This is a genomic window from Roseospira goensis, from assembly GCF_014197795.1.
Lineage (GTDB): Bacteria > Pseudomonadota > Alphaproteobacteria > Rhodospirillales > Rhodospirillaceae > Rhodospira > Rhodospira goensis.
The window spans coordinates 31792-50218 of record NZ_JACIGI010000018.1 but is presented as its reverse complement, the minus strand read 5'-3'; the positions used below and the strand labels follow the sequence as shown (position 1 = coordinate 50218).

Here is an 18427-nt window from a genome sequence, read left to right as displayed (position 1 = left end):
GCGCGGCCTTACCCCTTCAGGCTGTTGATGTCCTCGACCTCGATGGAGCCGCGGTTGCGGAAGAACACCACCACGATGGCCAGGCCGATGCCGGCCTCGGCGGCGGCCACGGTCAGGACGAACATGGTGAAGATCTGGCCCACCATGTCCTGGAGGTAGGTGGAGAAGGCGACCAGATTGATCGTGACGGCAAGCAGCATCAACTCGATCGACATCATGATGACGACGACGTTCTTCTTGTTCGCGAAGATGCCGAACACGCCGATCGTGAACAGGATCGCCGCCACGGTCAGGTAGTGCGACAGGCCGATCTCCATATCAGATGCCCCCCCGGCTGCGGACCTTGCGCACCGCCAGAACCTGACTCTTGGGGCGGCTGATCTGGCGTCCGATGTCCTGGCGCCGCACGTTCGGGTTGATCCGCAGCGTCAGCACGATGGCCCCGATCATGGCCACCAGCAGCACCAAGCCGGCGACCTGGAACAGGTAGACGTACTGGGTGTAGATCAGGTTGCCCAGCGCCTCGGTGTTGGTCACCTCGCCCGCGTCGGGCGTCGGCGCCGCGCGCAGGCTCATGGCCTCGCCGGCGAAGCTCCAGTCCAGGAACAGCAAGCCGACCTCGACCGCGAGGATGATCGCGATCGCCGCCCCGACCGGCACGTACTGCAGCATGCCCTCGCGCAGGCTCAGCATGTTGATGTCGAGCATCATGACCACGAACAGGAACAGCACCGCCACCGCCCCGACGTAGACCACGACGACGAGCATGGCGACGAACTCGGCCCCCATGAGCACGAACAGGCCGGCGCCGTTGAAGAACGTGAGGATCAGCCACAACACGCTGTGCACCGGGTTGCGGTTGAGGACGACCATGAACGCGGACACCACGGCGATCGCGGCGAACAGGTAAAAAGTCAGGGCGTGGATCATCCGCGAACCCCCTTCGCCGGCCAGTGTCGGACCGGCGTCTTGTGCGGCAGCTGCATCATGTAATGTCCCCTCGGCGCGGTCCCGTCGGACGGGCGCACCGCCGGACGCACGGCGTCCGGGGCGCGTTCTGTCTAGTCTGTTCGGGCGGACAGGTCCAGCCCGGGCGGGTGCCCGGCCGGCGCCCCCTCACCGATAGGGTGCGTCCAGTTCCAGGCGTGCGGCCAGTTCAGCCTCCCAGCGATCCCCGTTCGCCAGGAGCTTTTCCTTGTCGTACAACAGTTCCTCGCGGGTTTCGGTGGCGAACTCGAAGTTCGGTCCCTCGACGATGGCATCGACCGGGCAGGCCTCCTCGCAGAAGCCGCAGTAGATGCACTTGGTCATGTCGATATCATAGCGGGTGGTCCGCCGACTGCCGTCGCTGCGCTCCTCGGCCTCAATGGTGATGGCCTGTGCCGGGCAGATGGCCTCGCACAGCTTGCAGGCGATGCAGCGTTCCTCGCCGTTGGGATAGCGCCGCAACGCGTGCTCGCCACGAAAGCGCGGGCTCAGGTAGCCCTTCTGGTACGGATAGTTGATCGTGTATTTGGGCCTGAACATGTACTTGAAGGTCAGGACCATGCCCGAAAGCAGCTCGGACAACAGGAAGCTCCGGGCGGTGCGGTCAAGGAATGACATGGTCGAACTCCCGTCCTCGGTCGGCGGTCGCAACGGCCCTCAGGCCGGCAGCAGGTCGAAGGTCACCAGCACGCCGGCGGTCAACACCACCCAGATCAGCGACAGCGGCAGGAACACCTTCCAGCCCAGACGCATGAGCTGGTCATACCGGAAGCGCGGGAACGTCGCCCGCACCCACAGGAACACGAACAGGATCAGGCAGATCTTGAGCGCGAACCAGATGATGCCGGGCACCCAGGTGAACGGGGCGATATCCAACGGCGGCAGCCAGCCGCCCAGGAACAACACCACCGCGATGGCCGACATCAGGATCATGTTGGCGTATTCGCCCAGGAAGAAGAGGGCGAAGGTCATCGCCGAGTATTCGACGTTGTAGCCCGAAACCAGCTCGGCTTCGGCCTCCGGCAGGTCGAACGGCGCCCGGTTGGTCTCCGCCAGGATCGACACGACGAAGATGACGAACATCGGCAGGTGCGGAATGACATACCACACCCCCTCGCCCTGGGCGCGCACGATCTCCGACAGGTTCAGCGTTCCGGCCGTCATCAGCACCGAGATGATGATGAGGCCCATGCTGATCTCGTAGGACACCATCTGCGCCGCCGAGCGCAAGCCCCCCAGCAACGCGTAGCGCGAGTTCGACGCCCACCCGGCCATGATGATGCCGTAGACGCCCAGGCCCGAGATCGCCAGAAGATACAGCACCCCGACATTGATATCGGCCAGGACCCAGCCCTCGTCGAACGGGATGACCGCCCACCCGATCATCGCCAGGATGAAGGTCAGCAGGGGCGCCAGCACGAACACCGCCCGATCGGCCCCGGTCGGGATGACCGTTTCCTTCAGCAGCAGCTTCACGCCGTCGGCGATCGGTTGCAGCAGGCCGAAGGGGCCGACCACGTTCGGTCCCTTGCGCAACTGGATGGCCCCGATGACCTTGCGCTCGGCATAGGTCAGGTAGGCCACCGCGCCCAGCAGGGGCAGCACGATCAGCAGGATCTGCGCGACGATGATGATCAGCGGCCAGGCGATGCCGCTCCAGAAGTCAGCCATCGGTCCCCGTCCGCTTGCTGTCGGCGGCGGCGGTCAGACCACCGTCGCCCCCGGTTGTGCCGTGGGTCTTGCCGTGAATGAACACGTCCGTGCACTCGGCCATGGTGCGCGAGGCGCGGCTGATCGGGTCGGTCATGTAGTAATTGCGCACCGGCGAGGCGAACGGCGTCGCCTCCAGCCGGCCCGTGAAGGCCGCGAAGCCCGGCGTGGAGGTCGCCGGCACGATGCCCCCGTCGTTGCCGGGCGCGAACGTCGGCGAGACCTCGGCCAGGCGGGCGCGCACGTCGCGGATCGTGTTCTGCGCCAGCGGCTTGCCCATGGCGGCCGAGAGCGCGCGGAGGATCTTCCAGTCCTCGCGCGCCTCGCCGGGCGGATGCACCGCCAGCCAGGTCTGTTGCATGCGGCCTTCGGTGTTGACGTAGGTCGCGTTCTTCTCGGTGTAGGCCGCCCCGGGCAGGATCACGTCGGCCCGGTTGGCGCCGGCATCGCCGTGGTGACCCTGATAGATGACGAAGGCGTCGCCCAGGCGGGCCGTGTCGATCTCGTCGGCCCCCAGCAGGTAGACGACCTGGATGTCGCCGGCCTCGGCGCCGGCCAGAATGCCCGCGGTGTCGCGTCCGCCCGCGCCGGGCACAAAGCCCAGCTCCAGCCCGCCCACGCGCGCCGCCGCGGTGTGCAGCACGGCCAGGCCCGTCCAGTCGTCGGCCCCGACGGCTCCCACCGCCTCGGCCAGGCGGCGCACATAGCCCATCACCGCCGCGCCGTCCGGCCGCGCCAGGGCGCCCTGCCCCACCAGGATCAGCGGCCGGCTCGCCTGCGCCAGCGTCTCCGCGAACGGGTGGCGCCCGGTCGCCAGCGCCTCCAGGGTCGCCGGGTCGTTGCCCAGATCCTCCACGGCATAGGTCAGGTCCGTGCGCGGCCCCAGCACCGCGATGGGGAAGCCGCCCATCAGATAGCGCTTGCGGATGCGGGCGTTGAGGATCGGCGCCTCCCAGCGCGGGTCCGAACCCACGATCAGCAGCGCATCGGCGTCTTCGATGCCGGCGATGGTGGGGTTGAACAGGTAGCCGGCGCGGTCGGCCGGGTCCAACGCCGCGCCGTCCTGGCGGCAATCCAGGTGCGGGCTGCCGACCACCCCCATCAGGTCCTTCAGCAGCACCATCGCCTCGGCGTCGGCCAGATCGCCGGCTAGGGCCGCGATCCGGTCGGGCTCGGTCGCCAGCAGGCGTCCGGCCACGGCCCGCAGGGCCTCCTCCCACGACGCCGGGCGCAGCGTGCCGTCCTCGCGCACATAGGGACGGTCCAGTCGCTGGTAGCGCAGCCCGTCGATGGCGTGGCGCGACTTGTCGGCCAGCCACTCCTCGTTGATCTCCTCGTTCAGGCGCGGCAGCACCCGCATCACCGCGTTGCCACGCGCGTCCACCCGAATGGCCGAGCCCACCGCATCCAGGACGTCGATGGACTGCACCTTGTGCAGCTCCCACGGCCGGGCGTGGAAGGCGTAGGGCGCGCTGGTCAGGGCGCCCACCGGGCACAGGTCCACGATGTTGCCGGACAGCTCGCTGGTCAGCGCCTGTTCGACGTAGGATGTGATCTCCGAGTGTTCGCCGCGCCCGATCATGCCCAGTTCCGGCACGCCCGCCACCTCTTCGATGAAACGCACGCAGCGGGTGCAATGGATGCACCGGGTCATGGCCGTCTTGACCAGCGGCCCCAGGTATTTCTCCGTCACCGCCCGCTTGTGCTCGTGATAGCGCGAGCGGTCGGAGCCGAAGGCCATGGCCTGATCCTGCAGGTCGCACTCGCCGCCCTGGTCGCAGATCGGGCAGTCCAGCGGGTGGTTGATGAGAAGGAACTCCATCACCCCCTTGCGCGCCTTCTTCGCCAGGTCGGACTGGGTCCACACCTGCATGCCCTCGGCCACGGGCAGCGCGCAGGCGGCGGCCGGCTTGGGCGGTCCCGGTTTGACCTCGACCAGACACATGCGGCAGTTGCCGGCAATGGACAGCCGCTCGTGATAGCAGAAGCGCGGGATCTCGATGCCCACCAGGTCGGCGGCCTGGATGACCGTCATCCCGGCTTCGGCCTCGACCTCGATGCCGTCAATCGTCAGCTTGGGCATGGACGCCGTTCCTCTCTTCCTGTTCCCGCGCCCGGATCACTGCGCCGTCATCGTCCGGGCCGCCTATTCCGCGGCCGCCGGGGTGCCGGCACCGCGGCGCTCCCGAATACGGCGTTCCATCTCCGGCCGAAAATGCCGGATCAAGCCCTGGATCGGCCAGGCCGCGGCATCGCCGAGCGCGCAGATGGTATGGCCCTCGACCTGTCGTGTCACCTCTTCCAGCACGTCGATCTCGTCGATCTCCGCGTCGCCGGCGACCATGCGGTCCATCACCCGCGACATCCAGCCCGCACCCTCGCGGCACGGCGTGCACTGGCCGCAGCTCTCGTGCATGTAGAAGGCCGACAGGCGGGCGATGGCCGCGACGATGTCCGTCGACTTGTCCATCACCATCACCGCCGCGGTGCCGAGGCCGGACTTGACGTCCTTGAGGGCATCGAAGTCCATCAGCACGTCGTCGCAGATCTCCTTGGGGATCACCGGCACCGAGGCGCCGCCCGGGATCACCGCCAGGAGGTTGTCCCAGCCGCCACGCACCCCGCCGGCGTGCTTCTCGATCAGCGTGCGCAGCGGGATGCCCATGGCCTCCTCGACGTTGCACGGTCTGTTCACATGCCCGGAGATGCAGAACACCTTGGTCCCGGTGTTGTTCTCGCGCCCGATGCCAGCGAACCACGACGCGCCGCGCCGCAGGATGGTCGGCACCACCGCGATGCTCTCCACGTTGTTCACCGTGGTGGGGCAGCCGTACAGGCCCACGCCGGCCGGGAACGGCGGCTTCAGGCGCGGCTGGCCCTTCTTGCCCTCCAGCGACTGGATGAGCGCGGTCTCCTCGCCGCAGATGTAGGCGCCCGCCCCCTTGTGCACGTAGACCCGGAACGGCCAGCCGGAGCCGCAGGCGTCGTCGCCCAGCAGGCCGGCCTCTTCGGCCTCGGCGATGGCGTGCTCCAGGCGCTCGGCCTCGCGGTAGAACTCGCCGCGCACATAGATGTAGGCCGCATGGGCGCGCATGGCGAAGCCGGCGATCAGGCAGCCCTCGATCAGCTTGTGCGGATCGTTGCGCATCATGTCCCGGTCCTTGCAGGTGCCGGGCTCGCCCTCGTCGGCGTTGACCACCAGGTAGTGCGGCCGCTCGCCCACGGTCTTGGGCATGAACGACCACTTCAGGCCGGTGGGGAAGCCGGCGCCGCCGCGCCCGCGCAGGCCCGACGCCTTCACCTGCTCCACGATCCAGTCGTGGCCCATGGCCAGGAGGGCCTTGGTGCCGTCCCAGTCGCCGCGTGCCCTCGCCCCCTTCAGGGACCAGTCATGGTGCCCGTAGAGGTTGGTGAAGATGCGGTCCTTGTCGCTCAGCAGCATGGCGGGCGTCCTCTGTCTGCCCTCGGTTCCCCGGTCTCGGTTCCCCGGTCTCGACTCCCCGGTCTCGACTCCCTGGTCTCGTCGGGATGCGCGGCCTCCGGTCCGGCCGCCGGTCAACGGTCCCTGGCCCCCGGCGCGCCCCTAATCGGCGCCGCTCCCGCCGGCGGCCGGGCTGTCGGGCGCCGTCCAGCGCCCCCCCTCGGCCGTGGTCGGATCGGTGGTCAGGGTGGTCATGCGGTCCTGCGGGGCCGAACACTGGCGCCCCACCTGCGAACCGGCGGTCAGCGGCCGTCCGTCCTTGATGGCCTGGAACAGGGCTTTGGCACTGTCGTAGTCCAGGTCCTCGAAGTAGTCGTCGCCGATCTGCATCATCGGGGCGTTCACGCACGCCCCCAGGCATTCGACCTGCGACACCGTCACCGTGCCGTCGGCGCTGGTCTGGCCGAAGCCGACCCCGAACACGTCGCGGGCGGCGCGCAGCACCTCGTCCGAACCGCGCAGCCAGCACGACAGGTTGGTGCAGATCTGGACGTGGTGGGCGCCGATCGGCGCCAGGTTGTACATGGTGTAGAAGGTCGCGACCTCCCAGACGTGGATCGGCGGACAGCCCGTGACCGCCGTCACCGCCTCCACGACCGACCGCGAAATCCAGCCCTGCTGGCGCTGCGCCAGGTCGAGCAGCGGCAGAATGGCGCTGCGCTCCCGCCCAGCCGGATATTTCGCCAGGATGCGCGCCACCTCGGCCTGGTTGGCATCGCTGAAGGCGAACGGGGTTTCGGCGCGGTCCGGAATGGTCTTCGCAGCGGTCATCGGTCGATCTCGCCAAACACAACGTCAATGGAGCCAATATTGGCCGGGATGTCGGCCAGCATGTGGCCCCGAGAGATCAGGTCGAGGCCCTGAAGGTGCACGTACCCCGGCGAGCGGATCTTGCAGCGGTACGGGCGATTGCTGCCGTCCGACACAAGGTAGACGCCGAACTCCCCGGTGGCCGCCTCGACCGCCGTATAGGTCTCGCCCGGCGGCACCTTGAAGCCCTCGGTGTAGAGCTTGAAGTGGTGGATCAGCGCCTCCATCGAGCGCTTCATCTCCGGACGCGACGGCGCCACGATCTTGTTGTCGTCCACCTTGACCGGACCGTCGGGCATCTTCTCGATGCACTGGCGCATGATCCGCATGGACTGGCGCATCTCCTCCATGCGCACCAGGTAGCGCGCATAGACGTCGCCGGTCGTCCCCACGGGCACGTCGAATTCCATGTCCTCGAAGGCATCGTAGGGTTGGGCCTTGCGCAGGTCCCAGGGGATCCCGGTGGCGCGCAGCACCGGGCCGGTAAAGCCCCAGTTGAGCGCGTCCTCCTGCGAGACGATGCCGATATCGACGCAGCGCTGCTTGAAGATCCGGTTCTCGTCGAGCAGGGATTCCATGTCGACCATGAACGCTTCGAACCGGTCGCACCACTTGTAGATGTCGTCCAGCAGCCCGTCGTCCGGCAGGTCCTTCGCGACACCGCCCGGCCGATAGTAGGCCATGTGCATGCGCGCGCCCGAGACCCGCTCGCAGAACTCCAGCAGATGTTCGCGCTCCTCCCAGCCCCACAGCATCGGCGTCATCGCGCCGATATCGAGCGCGAACGACGTCGTGTTCATGATGTGGTTGATGATGCGCGTGATCTCGGAATACAGCGTGCGGATGTACTTGGCGCGCGGCGGCACATCGATGCCCAGCAGCTTCTCCACGCCGAGCACATAGGCATGCTCCATGTTCAGCGGGCAGGCGTAGTCCAGCCGGTCGAAGTACGGCAGCGCCTGGAGATAGGTCTTGTATTCGATCAGCTTTTCGGTGCCCCGGTGCAGCAGGCCCACATGCGGATCGGCGCGCTCCACCACCTCGCCGGACAGCTCCAGGATCAGCCGCAGCACGCCGTGGGCGGCCGGATGCTGGGGTCCGAAGTTGAGGTTGTAGCTCTTGATTTCGGTCTGCGCCATGGTCTCGCCCGCCTTGTCGGTTCCCGTGCCGTCACCCGGTCCGGATCGTCAGCCCGTCGCCTTCTCGTCGCCGGGCAGCGCCCGCGCGGCCGCCTCCACGCTCGGATCCAGCGCGCCCTCCCACGGGCTCAGGAAGTCGAAATTGCGGAAGTCCTGGGTCAGCCGCACCGGCTCGTAGACCACACGCGCCTGTTCGTCGTCGTAGCGCATCTCCACCAGCCCGGTGAGCGGGAAGTCCTTGCGCAACGGGTGGCCCTCGAAGCCGTAGTCGGTCAGCAGCCGGCGCAGGTCCGGATGACCGGAGAAGAACACCCCGTACATGTCCCAGACCTCGCGCTCGAACCAGTTGGCGGCCTTGAACACGTCGACCACGGACGGCACCGGCGTGTCCTCGGCGGCCGGCAGCTTCACCCGCACACGCTGATTGTGCTTCAGGCTGAGCAGGTTGTAGACGACCTCGAAGCGCTCGTCTCGGTCCGGGTAGTCCACGCCGCAGACGTCGATGAGCTGCACGAACAGGCAGTTTGGATCGTCGCGCAGGAAGGTCAGCACCCGCACCACGTCGTGCCGGTTGATGCTGACCACCAGCTCTCCCTGGGCCAAATGGGTCTCGCGCACCTCGTCGGGCAGCGCCGCCGCGATATGCTGGCCCAGGTCCTGAAGGGCTTCGATCTGCTCTGAGGACAGAAGCATGGTGGTCACCCCGTCAACGCCATTCGTGTGGCCACCCACGTGGCCCTTCGCGTGCCGGCCCCGCCCTGCGGCGACAGCACGACCCGGCGCGCCCCCGCCCTCGGCGGCGGACGCCCCACTCTCCGCCCCTCCCGTTTACCGAAACAGGGAGCCGGTGCGGTTGATCTTCTTCTGAAGCTGAAGGACGCCGTACACCAGCGCCTCCGCCGTGGGCGGACACCCGGGCACATAGATGTCCACGGGCACGATGCGGTCGCAGCCCCGCACCACCGAATACGAATAGTGATAGTATCCGCCGCCATTGGCGCAGGATCCCATCGAGATGACCCAGCGCGGCTCCGCCATCTGGTCATAGACCTTGCGCAGCGCCGGCGCCATCTTGTTGCACAGCGTCCCGGCCACGATCATGACGTCCGACTGGCGCGGACTGGGGCGCGGCACCACGCCGAAGCGGTCCAGGTCGTAGCGCGCGTTGTAGGCGTGTATCATCTCCAGGGCGCAGCAGGCCAGGCCGAAGGTCATCGGCCACAACGACCCGGTGCGCGCCCAGTTCACCAGCTTGTCGACGCTGGAGACCACGAAGCCCTTGTCGTCGATCTCCTGGCCCACCGCCTTCAACAGGGCGTCCTGCTCAGGACCGGGCGGCAGCGGCTGCGCGCCCGACGGCGTCCGGGTGCCTTCGCTCACTCCCATTCCAGTGCCCCTTTCTTCCACTCGTAAACGAACCCGATGGTCAGGACGGCCAGGAACACCATCATCGACCAGAACCCGAACAGGCCGATGTTGCCCAGGCTCACGGCCCATGGGAACAGGAACGCAATTTCAAGATCGAAGATGATGAACAGGATGGCGACCAGGTAGAACCGCACCTGGAACTTGGACCGGGCGTCGTCAAACGCCTCGAACCCGCATTCATACGCCGAATCCTTTTCCGGATCGGGCCGCTGCGGCACGATGATCAACGACCCGACGACGGCCCCCAGGGCGACCACGATGGCAATCCCGAGAAAGACCAGGATCGGCAGGTACTCTTGGAGCATCTCGTCCATACCGTGTCGCTCCGTCCGCCGGAAGAAAAGGTGGGCGAGGGGCCGCAAGCCCGATCCCGCCTGTCCGCGTTTAGTCAACGGCCCCCGGCAAGTCAAGCCGTCATGCCTCACCGCAGTGGGCGGGTCCTCCACCGAACGGTCGCGGCACCGGCCGGCCGTCCCTGCACCAAGGGCCCTGCCCTCCCGGTTCACGGCTGCATGTGGGAGCCCCCCCAGGGCGATCAAGAGGGTGATCGAGAGGGGCAATCCGGGGGACGGTCCGGGGTCGTCCGCGCCGCCCATGCGGTGCGTCTCGGCCCCGGGCCGCCTATACTTGATCGCCAAGGTGGGCGGTCCGTGCATTGATGAAACGCAACGACCGGTCTTGCGACGCTGTCCAGCGACCGAAGCGACCGAGACCGCAACCGCCGAGACCCCGAGCGCCGCGCGCGGCCGGGCGGAGCCGGGCACAGCCGCATCCCCGAGGGCGGATCGGCTCTATGGCGACCATCCGAAATCGCGCCGCGAGTCCGGTGTGTCGCCATCGGCTGTACCGTGGGGTCGCCCGACACCGGCGGGACCGGCCAGGGACCGACCCCGGTCCGGCTCAGGCGTCGACCGGCGGACGCTCCGCGCGCAGCAGCGCGGCCAGGCGGGCGAAGCGGGGATACGCCGCCAGGTCCTCGACCGTGATCCCCAGGCGCCGGCGCCAGTTCGGGTGTTCGTCCACGGTGCCGGGAACGTTGGCCTGGTCCAGTTCGTCAAGCGCATCCTCGAGCTGGAGCAAGAGGATCATGCTGGGCGTGCGGGCGATGAACCGGTAGACCGCCGCGATCAGATCCTCCGACAGCGCCGCCCCGGACCCATCGTCGTGCACCGGGCAGCCGGCCGCCTCCAGCGTCCGCAGGATGCGGCTCCGATCGCTGGCGCGGTCGGCCTGTTCACGGGCGTAGACCTCGGCACTCGGATACAGGTCGATGTCGTTCTTGACCCGCAGGTCATGCCCGGTCCAGAAGCCGCGCAGGGTCGGCAGGTCGTGGGTGCCGACCGCCACCGCTGCCTTGTCCGGGTAGTCCGCCGGGGCCTTGAGCGACTGATCCGGGTGGCGCTCGAAGTAGAACAGCCGGTAGGACAGGATGTTCTCCTGCCACATGCGCGCCCGAAACCCGTCCGGGACCGTGCCCAGATCCTCGCCGATCACGATGCACTGGTTGCGGTGGCTCTCCAGCGCCAGAACCGCCAGCATCTCGTCGAAGGGATACTGCACGTAGCCGCCGTCCCGCGCCGCCGTATCATGCGGGATCCAGAACATCCGCATGAGACCAAGGACATGGTCGATGCGCAATGCGCCGGCATGCCGCATCCCGGCCCGCACCACCTCCACAAAGGTATCGTAGGCACGCTCGCGCAGGCGCACCGGGTTCAGCGGCGGAAAGCCCCAGTTCTGCCCCTTCAGGTTGAGCGGGTCCGGCGGGGCGCCGACGGCGACGCCCTGCACCACCATGTCCTGGTTCATCCAGATGTCGGCCCCGGTGGCGTCGGCGCCCAGGGCCAGGTCATGGTAGAGACCGACGGGCATGCCGCCGTCGCACGCGGCCGCCGCGCAGGTCCCGAGCTGCCGGTCAGCCTCGAACTGAAGGTATTCGTGGAAGGCAACGCGGTCCGCATGGTCCTCGGCGAAGCGGGCCACCGCCGGCCCCGACGGATCGCGGTAGTCGGCCGGCCAGTCCCGCGACGAGTGCCCCATGTGCGCAAAGGTCTCGGCCAGCGCCTCATGAATCGCGAACAGACGCAGCGGCCGACCGCGGGCCGCCCGGAACGCCTGAAACGCCGTGTCGCGGTCCGTGCCCTGCCCCTGGTGACGGGCCGCAAAACTCTCGTACAGGGCCTCCAGCAGCGGCCATTTCACCGCGTGCACCCCGGCGTGGTCGATCAGGGGCGCCGCGGCCAGCGCCTCCAGGCGGGTGCGCAGGTCCGGGTCCGCGAGGCGCGCGGCCAGGGCGGCATCCTCGGTCGCCTCGGGGACGTCCGGAAGGTGGATGTAGAGCGGATTGAGGAACAACCGGCTGCTCGGCGAATACGGGCTGGCGTGGCGCGGCCGGGTCGGGAACAGCGCATGCAGCGGGTTGATGCCCACCACACCGGCCCCGACGCCGGCACTCGCCGTCAGCAGCCGGCGCAGGTCGGCGAAGTCGCCCATGCCCCAGTCGTCCCGGCCGCGCAGGGCATAGACCTGCACCGACGGCCCCCACAGCCGGTCGCCCTCGGCCAGCCGCGGCGGCAGGTAGCACCGCGCGGGCGCCACGATCACCATGACCGGCGTGGGATCGGCCGCGTCGCCCCCGTCGCCCCCGTCGAGCGAGAGCGTCAAGCGGTGATAGCCCCAGGGCAGCGCCGCCGGCAGCTCGACGTGCAGGCGCTGGACCGACCGCGTCCCCACGGTCGCGACCGGTCCCTCCGACACCGCCCCGGACAGGTCCAGTGTCCCGGCCAGGGCGTCGCCTGTCTGCCCCTCCACCGCCAGCGCCCAGGACAGCCGGCCCGAGCGCGCCGACTCCGGCACCGACAGGGCCAGCGGCAGCCGCTCCAGCCCCGGCGCCTCGCAGCGCAACACGAGGCACGGCGGCGCCAAGCGGGCGTCGGTCCGCGCCTCCAGGTCCGCCAGGGTGCGCCCGGCCTCTTCGGCGTCGCCGGCGGCCATGCCCATGCCGGCCAGGAAGGCGCGCTTGGTCCCCTCGGGCACCACCGCATGGGTCCCGAAGGCGTCCCAGTATTCCGGGGACACGCCGGCCAGACGCGCCAGCGCCTCCAGCTCGTCCTGTCTGTTCATCGCGGCCTCCCTGCCGATCAGGATGAGTCGCCGGCCACACCGGATTGTCGCCGGCCGCGGGCCGCCGGACCAACCACCGCCTCGGGCCCGTCCGCGCCGACCGGCAGCCGGCGGAACAGCACCAGCGACCGGCCCGCCATCGGGTAGGCATCGCCGTCCTCCGATGCCGGCGCACCCGCCAGCACGGGACCATCGGCCGTGTCCAGCAGCGGCAGCCACGCCCCCCCGTCATCGAGAGCGGGGAGCTGGCAGGTGAGAGGCTCGTCGCCGGCGTTCATGCAAATGAGAAAGCTGTCGTCCGGGCGCGGCTCGCCCGTGGCCGTGACGTAGTAGCATCCGGCAGCACCGCGCAACAGCAAACCGACGAAGCGGGTGTCGCCATTTTCCCAGTCGCTCACCTGGCGTTCGCGGCCGTCGGCGTTGACCCATTTTGAGTCGATGATTTCGGTCCCGGGAACAACCTTTCCGCGCAAGAACCGATCGCGGTGAAACACGCTGTGAGTGCGCCGCAACCGGATCAACCAGCTCACCAGCCGCGTGAGTCGGCGCTCCTCCGGCGTGATCCGATCCCAGTCCAGCCACGTGGTCCGGTTGTCCTGGCAGTAGGGATTGTTGTTGCCGCCCTGGCTGTGGCCGAACTCGTCCCCGGCCAACAGCATGGGCACCCCCTGGGACAGCAGCAGGGTCGCCAGCAGATTCACCCTCTGGCGCCGGCGCAGCGTCGTGATGTCATGGTCCGTGGTCGGACCCTCGACGCCGTGATTCCAGCTCCGGTTGTCGTCGGTGCCGTCTCGGTTGTCCTCACCGTTGGCGTCGTTGTGCTTGCGGTCATAGGAGACCAGATCCGCCAGGGTGAAGCCGTCGTGCGCGGTGACGAAGTTGATGCTGGCCCACGGTTTGCGCCCGCGCCGCCCGAAGATGTCCGACGACCCGGTCAGGCGGGTGGCGAGGTCCGGCACCTGACCGCCGTCGCCGCGCCAGAAGCCGCGCACCGTATCCCGATAGCGGTCGTTCCACTCCGCCCATCCGGGCGGGAACTGGCCGAGCTGATAGCCGCCCTCGCCCACGTCCCAGGGCTCGGCGATCATCTTGACGCGCGAGAGAACGGGGTCCTGGCGGGCGGCCGCCAGAAAACTGGCATCGCGGTCGAAATGGCCGACGTCACGGCCCATCGCGGCGGCGAGGTCGAAGCGGAAGCCGTCCACCCCCATCTCCTGCACCCAGTAGCGCAGCGAATCCATCACCAACTGGATGACGCGGTGATGGCGGAAGTTCAGCGTGTTGCCGCACCCACTCGAGTCCATGTAGTAGCGCCGATTGCCGGGCACGAGCCGGTAGTAACTCGCATTGTCGATGCCGCGGAACGACAGCATCGGCCCCATCTGGCTGCCCTCGCCGGTGTGGTTGTAGACCACGTCCAGGATCACCTCGATGCCGGCGTCATGCATGCCGCGCACGAAGGTCCGCACCTCGTCGAGGCTACCACTCGCCAGATAGCCGGGGTGCGGGGCAAAAAACGAAATGGGGTTGTACCCCCAATAGTTGCTGAGTCCCTTGACCACCAAATGACGGTCATGGACGAAGGCGTGCACCGGCAGCAGCTCCACCGCCGTGATCCCCAGCGCCCTGAGGTGGTCGGCCACCGCCCGGGTCGACAGGCCGGCGAAGGTGCCGCGATAGCTTTCGTGCACGTCCGGATGGCGCATGGTGAAGCCGCGCACATGCATCTCGTAGAGCACGCTGGTGTGCCAGGGATGGCGCGGCGGCGTGCCGGTGTCCGGACCACCGGCGGCCGGGTCCACCACCACCGCCTTCAGCATGGTGGCGGCGTTGTCGCGGGTGCAGAAGGACAGGTCGGCGCGCGGGTGGCCGAGCTGGAAGCAGAAGTGGGGGCCGCTCCAGTCCAGCCGACCGGTCAGCGCGCGCGCATAGGGGTCCAGCAACAGCTTGTGCGGGTTGAACCAGTGGCCGCGGTCGGGCGCATGCGGTCCGTGCACCCGATAGCCGTAGACCTGTCCCGGACCGACCTCGGGAAGGTAGCCGTGCCAAACCTCGTCGGTGTACTCGGGCAGTTCAACCCGGGTCTCACGCCCGCGGGCATCGAATAGGCACAGCTCCACCCTTTCGGCATGGGCCGAGAACAGCGCGAAGTTGACCCCGCGACCATCCCAGGTGGCACCCAGCGGGTGGGGATGCCCGGGCCATACGCGCACATCCGACGTGGTCATGCTCGGCCCGCGCCCTCCCCCTTAGAGCGGAACGCCCGAATACGGAATCGCATGGTGATTTCGAATTCGGGCGTTCCGCTCTGAAACCAACAGATCGCGCCGATTCACGCTCGAAATCGGCCCCACCCCGGTGGTTCCGATTTCGAGCGATCGGCGCTAAGGTCACGTCGGACAGCCCCAGGCCCGGCCGCCCGACGCCCCCCGCGCCTCTATTCTCCGGCGTTCCGCAGCCCGTCGCCGAGCACCAGCCGGTGCACGCCACGGATCGGGATCCGTGCCCAGGCCGGCCGGTTGGCCGTCTCGTACCCGATTTCGTAGAAGGCCTTCTCCAGGGTGAACAAGGCCAGCAAGGCTTCGAACTGATCCGGGTCGGCCGGCACCGACCGGCAATCTCCGATCGAGTCGTGATACCCGCTCAGGAACGTTTCGACAACCTGCGTCTCCCACGCGTCGGCCACGGGACCCAGGGTTTCCAGCGCGTCGCTCTGAACGTCGCGGCGCTCGAACAGGGCCGCCCAGGCGGCGTAGTTGAACGACCGCACCATCCCGGCCACGTCCTTCAACGGCATGTGTTTCAGTCGGCGCTGATTGACCGCCCGTGCCGGCTCGCCCTCGAAGTCGAGAATGTAGATGTCGTCCTTCGCCACCACGACCTGACCCAAATGCAGGTCGCCGTGGAAGCGGGTCTTCATCAGGTCCACGCCCTCCGGCAACGCCGATTCGATCAGGCCGTCGACCTGGCCCCAGTTCTCCAGCAGGTCGTCGGCCACCGCCCGGGTCTCGGCGTCCAGCACCTCCAGCGCCCGCTCCAGCGAGCGGCGCGCCTTGGCCGCCTCTTCCTTGACCTGACCGAGCCACAGGCGGCGGTCGTCGAGCGCCACCGGTTCGGAGCGGAAGGCCGGGTCGTCGGTGTCGATGGCCAGCGCCCGATGCAGTTCCGCGACCCGACGCCCCATGGTGTGGGCCAGCGCCAGATACAGCGAGTGGTCGGCCTCCTCGGTGTCGTCCTCGGATCCCCCGGCGTGGCCGCGCAGGTCGGCGTCCTCCAGATAGCGCGACAGGTAGTCCTTGGTGTAGGTCCAGCCATCGCCCTGGTTGCGGACGAACCCCTGGAGCACCGCCAACGCGGTCGGCGTGCCGTCGGCCCAGGTCATCTCGATCGACCCCAGCAGCGGTGGCGTGTTGGCGTAGCCCGCCACGTCGGTCAGGAAGCGGCCGACCTCCAACTCCGGATGAACGCCCTCGTTCAGCCGGCGGTAGACCTTCAGCACCATGCGGTCGCCGATGAACATCGACGTGTTGGACTGTTCGCGGCCCAGCCGGCCGATATCGTCGACGCCCACCGGCGGCTCCTCGGCCAGCAGGTGGGTGGGACGGAACGCCACCGTGCCACCGCCGGCCGTGGGCACGCGTCGATCGGCGCGCATGGCCTCGATCACCGCCGCCGTGAAGGGGGCATCGGCCAACGCGTCGTGCAGCACGCCGACCCGGTGTACCCGGCGCGCCCGCGCCAGCGCATACGACAGCAATTCGGCCGCCGGATCCTCCTTGGCCTCCCAGGTCACCGCCAGCGGCAGCAAATAGCGCTGCTGCTCCCCATCCGCCAGGTCTGCGTCGAGCAGGGTCATCAGGAACGAGGCATCCCCCTCGCCCAGCGTGGCCTGGTCACGCACCGAGACCGCGGCGATGCCTTGCTCCTTGCCAGCGAACCAGCGCTGGTTGCGCAGGAACGAGGGCAGGATCTCGTCGATCAGGGTGGCGCCGGTCTTGCCGGTGAACAGGCTGCCCCACCCCTGCGGGACCACCAGCGTCATCATGTCCGGCAGCGGATGCACGTAGGGTTCGTGCCACATGGGGGCCTCCGCTTCCTCGGTCAGCCGGAACCAGTAGAATCCGTAGGCCGACAGCGTGATGAAGTATGGCAGCTCACCAATCGGCGGAAAGGCGCTGCGCCCCAGCAGTTCCACCGGCACCCGGCCCTCGAAGTCCGACAGGTCCAGTTCGACCGGCTGCGAGGCCCGCGACAGGTTGGCGACGCACAGGATGACCTCATCCTCATAGCGGCGCAGGTAGGCCAGGATCTTGCGGTTGCCGGGATACAGGAACTCCAGGGTGCCACGCCCGAACGCCCGGTGACGCTTGCGCGTGTTGATGAGGCGGCGCATCCAGTTGAGCAGCGAATGCGGGCTGCGCGCCTGCGCCTCCACGTTGACCGCGCCGAAGCCATAGACCGGATCCATGATCGGCGGCAGGTACAGGTTGGCGGGATCGGCACGCGAGAAGCCGCCGTTACGGTCCGGCGACCACTGCATGGGTGTGCGCACGGCGTCGCGGTCGCCCAGGAAGATGTTGTCGCCCATGCCGATCTCGTCCCCGTAGTAGACGATGGGAGTCCCGGGCAGGCTCATCAACAGGCTGTTGAGCAGTTCGATCTTGCGCCGGTCGTTGTTCAGCAGCGGCGCGAGGCGGCGGCGGATGCCGACATTGATGCGCGCCCGCTTGTCGGCGGCATAGGTGCTGTACAGGTAGTCCCGCTCCCGGTCCGTGACCATCTCCAGCGTCAGCTCGTCATGATTGCGCAGGAAGATGGCCCACTGACAGTTTTCCGGGATCTCCGGGGTCTGGCGCATGATGTCGGTGATGGGGTGGCGGTCCTCCTGGGCCACCGCCATGTAGATGCGCGGCATGACCGGAAAGTGAAACGCCATGTGGCATTCGTCGCCGTCACCGAAGTAGGGGCGCACGTCCTCCGGCCACTGGTTGGCCTCGCCCAGGAACATGCGATCGTCGAAATGCTGGTCGAGCCACGCCCGCAGGCGCTTCACCACGTCATGGGTCTCGGGCAGGTTCTCGTTGTTGGTGCCTTCGCGCTCCACCAGGTAGGGGATGGCATCCAGGCGCAACCCGTCGACACCGGTCTCAAGCCAGAACTTCATGACCCGGGCGATGGCGTCGAACACGCGCGGATTGTCGAAGTTCAGGTCCGGCTGATGGCTGAAGAAGCGGTGCCAGTAATAGGATTGGGCCACGGGATCCCAGGCCCAGTTCGAGGTCTCGGTGTCGGTGAAGATGATGCGCGTGCCCTGATACTTCTGGTCGGTGTCGGACCAGACGTAGTAGTTCCGCGCCACGCTGCCCGGCTTGGCGCGGCGCGCCCGCTGAAACCACGGATGCTGGTCCGAGGTATGGTTGATGACCAACTCGGTGATGACGCGCAGACCACGCTTGTGCGCCTCCTTCACGAAGCGCCGGAAGTCCTGCATCGACCCGTAGGACGCGTTGACCGCCTGGTACTCGGCGATGTCGTAGCCGTCGTCGCGCAGCGGCGACGGGTAGAACGGCAGCAACCAGACCGCCGTCACGCCCAGTTCGGTCAGGTAGTCCAGCTTGTCCGTCAGGCCCTTGAAGTCGCCGATGCCATTGCCGTCGGTGTCGGCGAAGGCCTTGACGTGGAGCTGGTAGATGATGGCGTCCTTGTACCAGAGCGGATCACGGCTCATGGGCGGCCCTTTCAAGGTCCG

The 18427-nt window shown here is 68.1% G+C and carries 14 protein-coding genes; all 14 read right to left on the bottom strand.

Going from position 1 to position 18427, the window contains the following annotated elements; genetic code table 11:
• Positions 1 to 8: 8 nt before the first annotated feature.
• On the bottom strand, positions 9 to 317 hold the full coding sequence (gene nuoK, locus GGD88_RS11530) for an NADH-quinone oxidoreductase subunit NuoK (RefSeq protein WP_184435563.1): 309 nt from the start codon (positions 315 to 317) through the stop codon (positions 9 to 11).
• 1 nt (position 318) lies between these two features.
• The gene (locus tag GGD88_RS11525) at positions 319 to 930 is read right to left on the bottom strand and encodes an NADH-quinone oxidoreductase subunit J (RefSeq protein WP_184435560.1); all 612 of its coding nucleotides are present in this window, start codon (positions 928 to 930) and stop codon (positions 319 to 321) included.
• Positions 931 to 1116: 186 nt separating this feature from the next.
• Positions 1117 to 1605 carry an NADH-quinone oxidoreductase subunit NuoI gene (nuoI, locus tag GGD88_RS11520; protein ID WP_184435558.1) on the bottom strand — a complete coding sequence of 163 codons (489 nt, stop codon included), beginning with the start codon at positions 1603 to 1605 and terminating at the stop codon, positions 1117 to 1119.
• 39 nt (positions 1606 to 1644) lie between these two features.
• A complete protein-coding gene (gene nuoH, locus GGD88_RS11515; protein ID WP_184435556.1) occupies positions 1645 to 2658 on the bottom strand; it encodes an NADH-quinone oxidoreductase subunit NuoH in 1014 nt (337 codons plus the stop codon).
• Positions 2651 to 4780, bottom strand: coding sequence for an NADH-quinone oxidoreductase subunit NuoG (gene nuoG, locus GGD88_RS11510; RefSeq protein ID WP_184435554.1), 2130 nt, complete (start codon positions 4778 to 4780; stop codon positions 2651 to 2653). The genes nuoH and nuoG overlap by 8 nt, the downstream gene beginning before the upstream one ends.
• 63 nt (positions 4781 to 4843) lie before the next feature.
• On the bottom strand, positions 4844 to 6136 hold the full coding sequence (gene nuoF, locus GGD88_RS11505; protein WP_184435636.1) for an NADH-quinone oxidoreductase subunit NuoF: 1293 nt from the start codon (positions 6134 to 6136) through the stop codon (positions 4844 to 4846).
• A gap of 144 nt (positions 6137 to 6280) precedes the next feature.
• The gene (locus GGD88_RS11500) at positions 6281 to 6949 is read right to left on the bottom strand and encodes a complex I 24 kDa subunit family protein (protein ID WP_184435552.1); all 669 of its coding nucleotides are present in this window, start codon (positions 6947 to 6949) and stop codon (positions 6281 to 6283) included.
• Positions 6946 to 8127: an NADH-quinone oxidoreductase subunit D gene (locus tag GGD88_RS11495; RefSeq protein WP_184435550.1), complete on the bottom strand. Its 1182-nt coding sequence runs from the start codon at positions 8125 to 8127 to the stop codon at positions 6946 to 6948. The genes GGD88_RS11500 and GGD88_RS11495 overlap by 4 nt, the downstream gene beginning before the upstream one ends.
• A 48-nt stretch (positions 8128 to 8175) precedes the next feature.
• Positions 8176 to 8820: an NADH-quinone oxidoreductase subunit C gene (locus tag GGD88_RS11490; RefSeq protein WP_221237118.1), complete on the bottom strand. Its 645-nt coding sequence runs from the start codon at positions 8818 to 8820 to the stop codon at positions 8176 to 8178.
• A 135-nt stretch (positions 8821 to 8955) separates the two neighbouring features.
• Positions 8956 to 9513, bottom strand: a complete 558-nt coding sequence (locus tag GGD88_RS11485; protein WP_184435547.1) for a NuoB/complex I 20 kDa subunit family protein — start codon at positions 9511 to 9513, stop codon at positions 8956 to 8958.
• On the bottom strand, positions 9504 to 9869 hold the full coding sequence (locus tag GGD88_RS11480) for an NADH-quinone oxidoreductase subunit A (RefSeq protein ID WP_184435546.1): 366 nt from the start codon (positions 9867 to 9869) through the stop codon (positions 9504 to 9506). The genes GGD88_RS11485 and GGD88_RS11480 overlap by 10 nt, the downstream gene beginning before the upstream one ends.
• 586 nt (positions 9870 to 10455) lie before the next feature.
• Positions 10456 to 12678, bottom strand: a complete 2223-nt coding sequence (gene malQ / locus GGD88_RS11475) for a 4-alpha-glucanotransferase (protein WP_184435545.1) — start codon at positions 12676 to 12678, stop codon at positions 10456 to 10458.
• A 17-nt stretch (positions 12679 to 12695) separates the two neighbouring features.
• A complete protein-coding gene (gene glgX, locus GGD88_RS11470) occupies positions 12696 to 14906 on the bottom strand; it encodes a glycogen debranching protein GlgX (RefSeq protein ID WP_184435544.1) in 2211 nt (736 codons plus the stop codon).
• A gap of 209 nt (positions 14907 to 15115) precedes the next feature.
• A complete protein-coding gene (gene treS / locus GGD88_RS11465) occupies positions 15116 to 18406 on the bottom strand; it encodes a maltose alpha-D-glucosyltransferase (RefSeq protein WP_184435543.1) in 3291 nt (1096 codons plus the stop codon).
• Positions 18407 to 18427 lie beyond the last annotated feature (21 nt).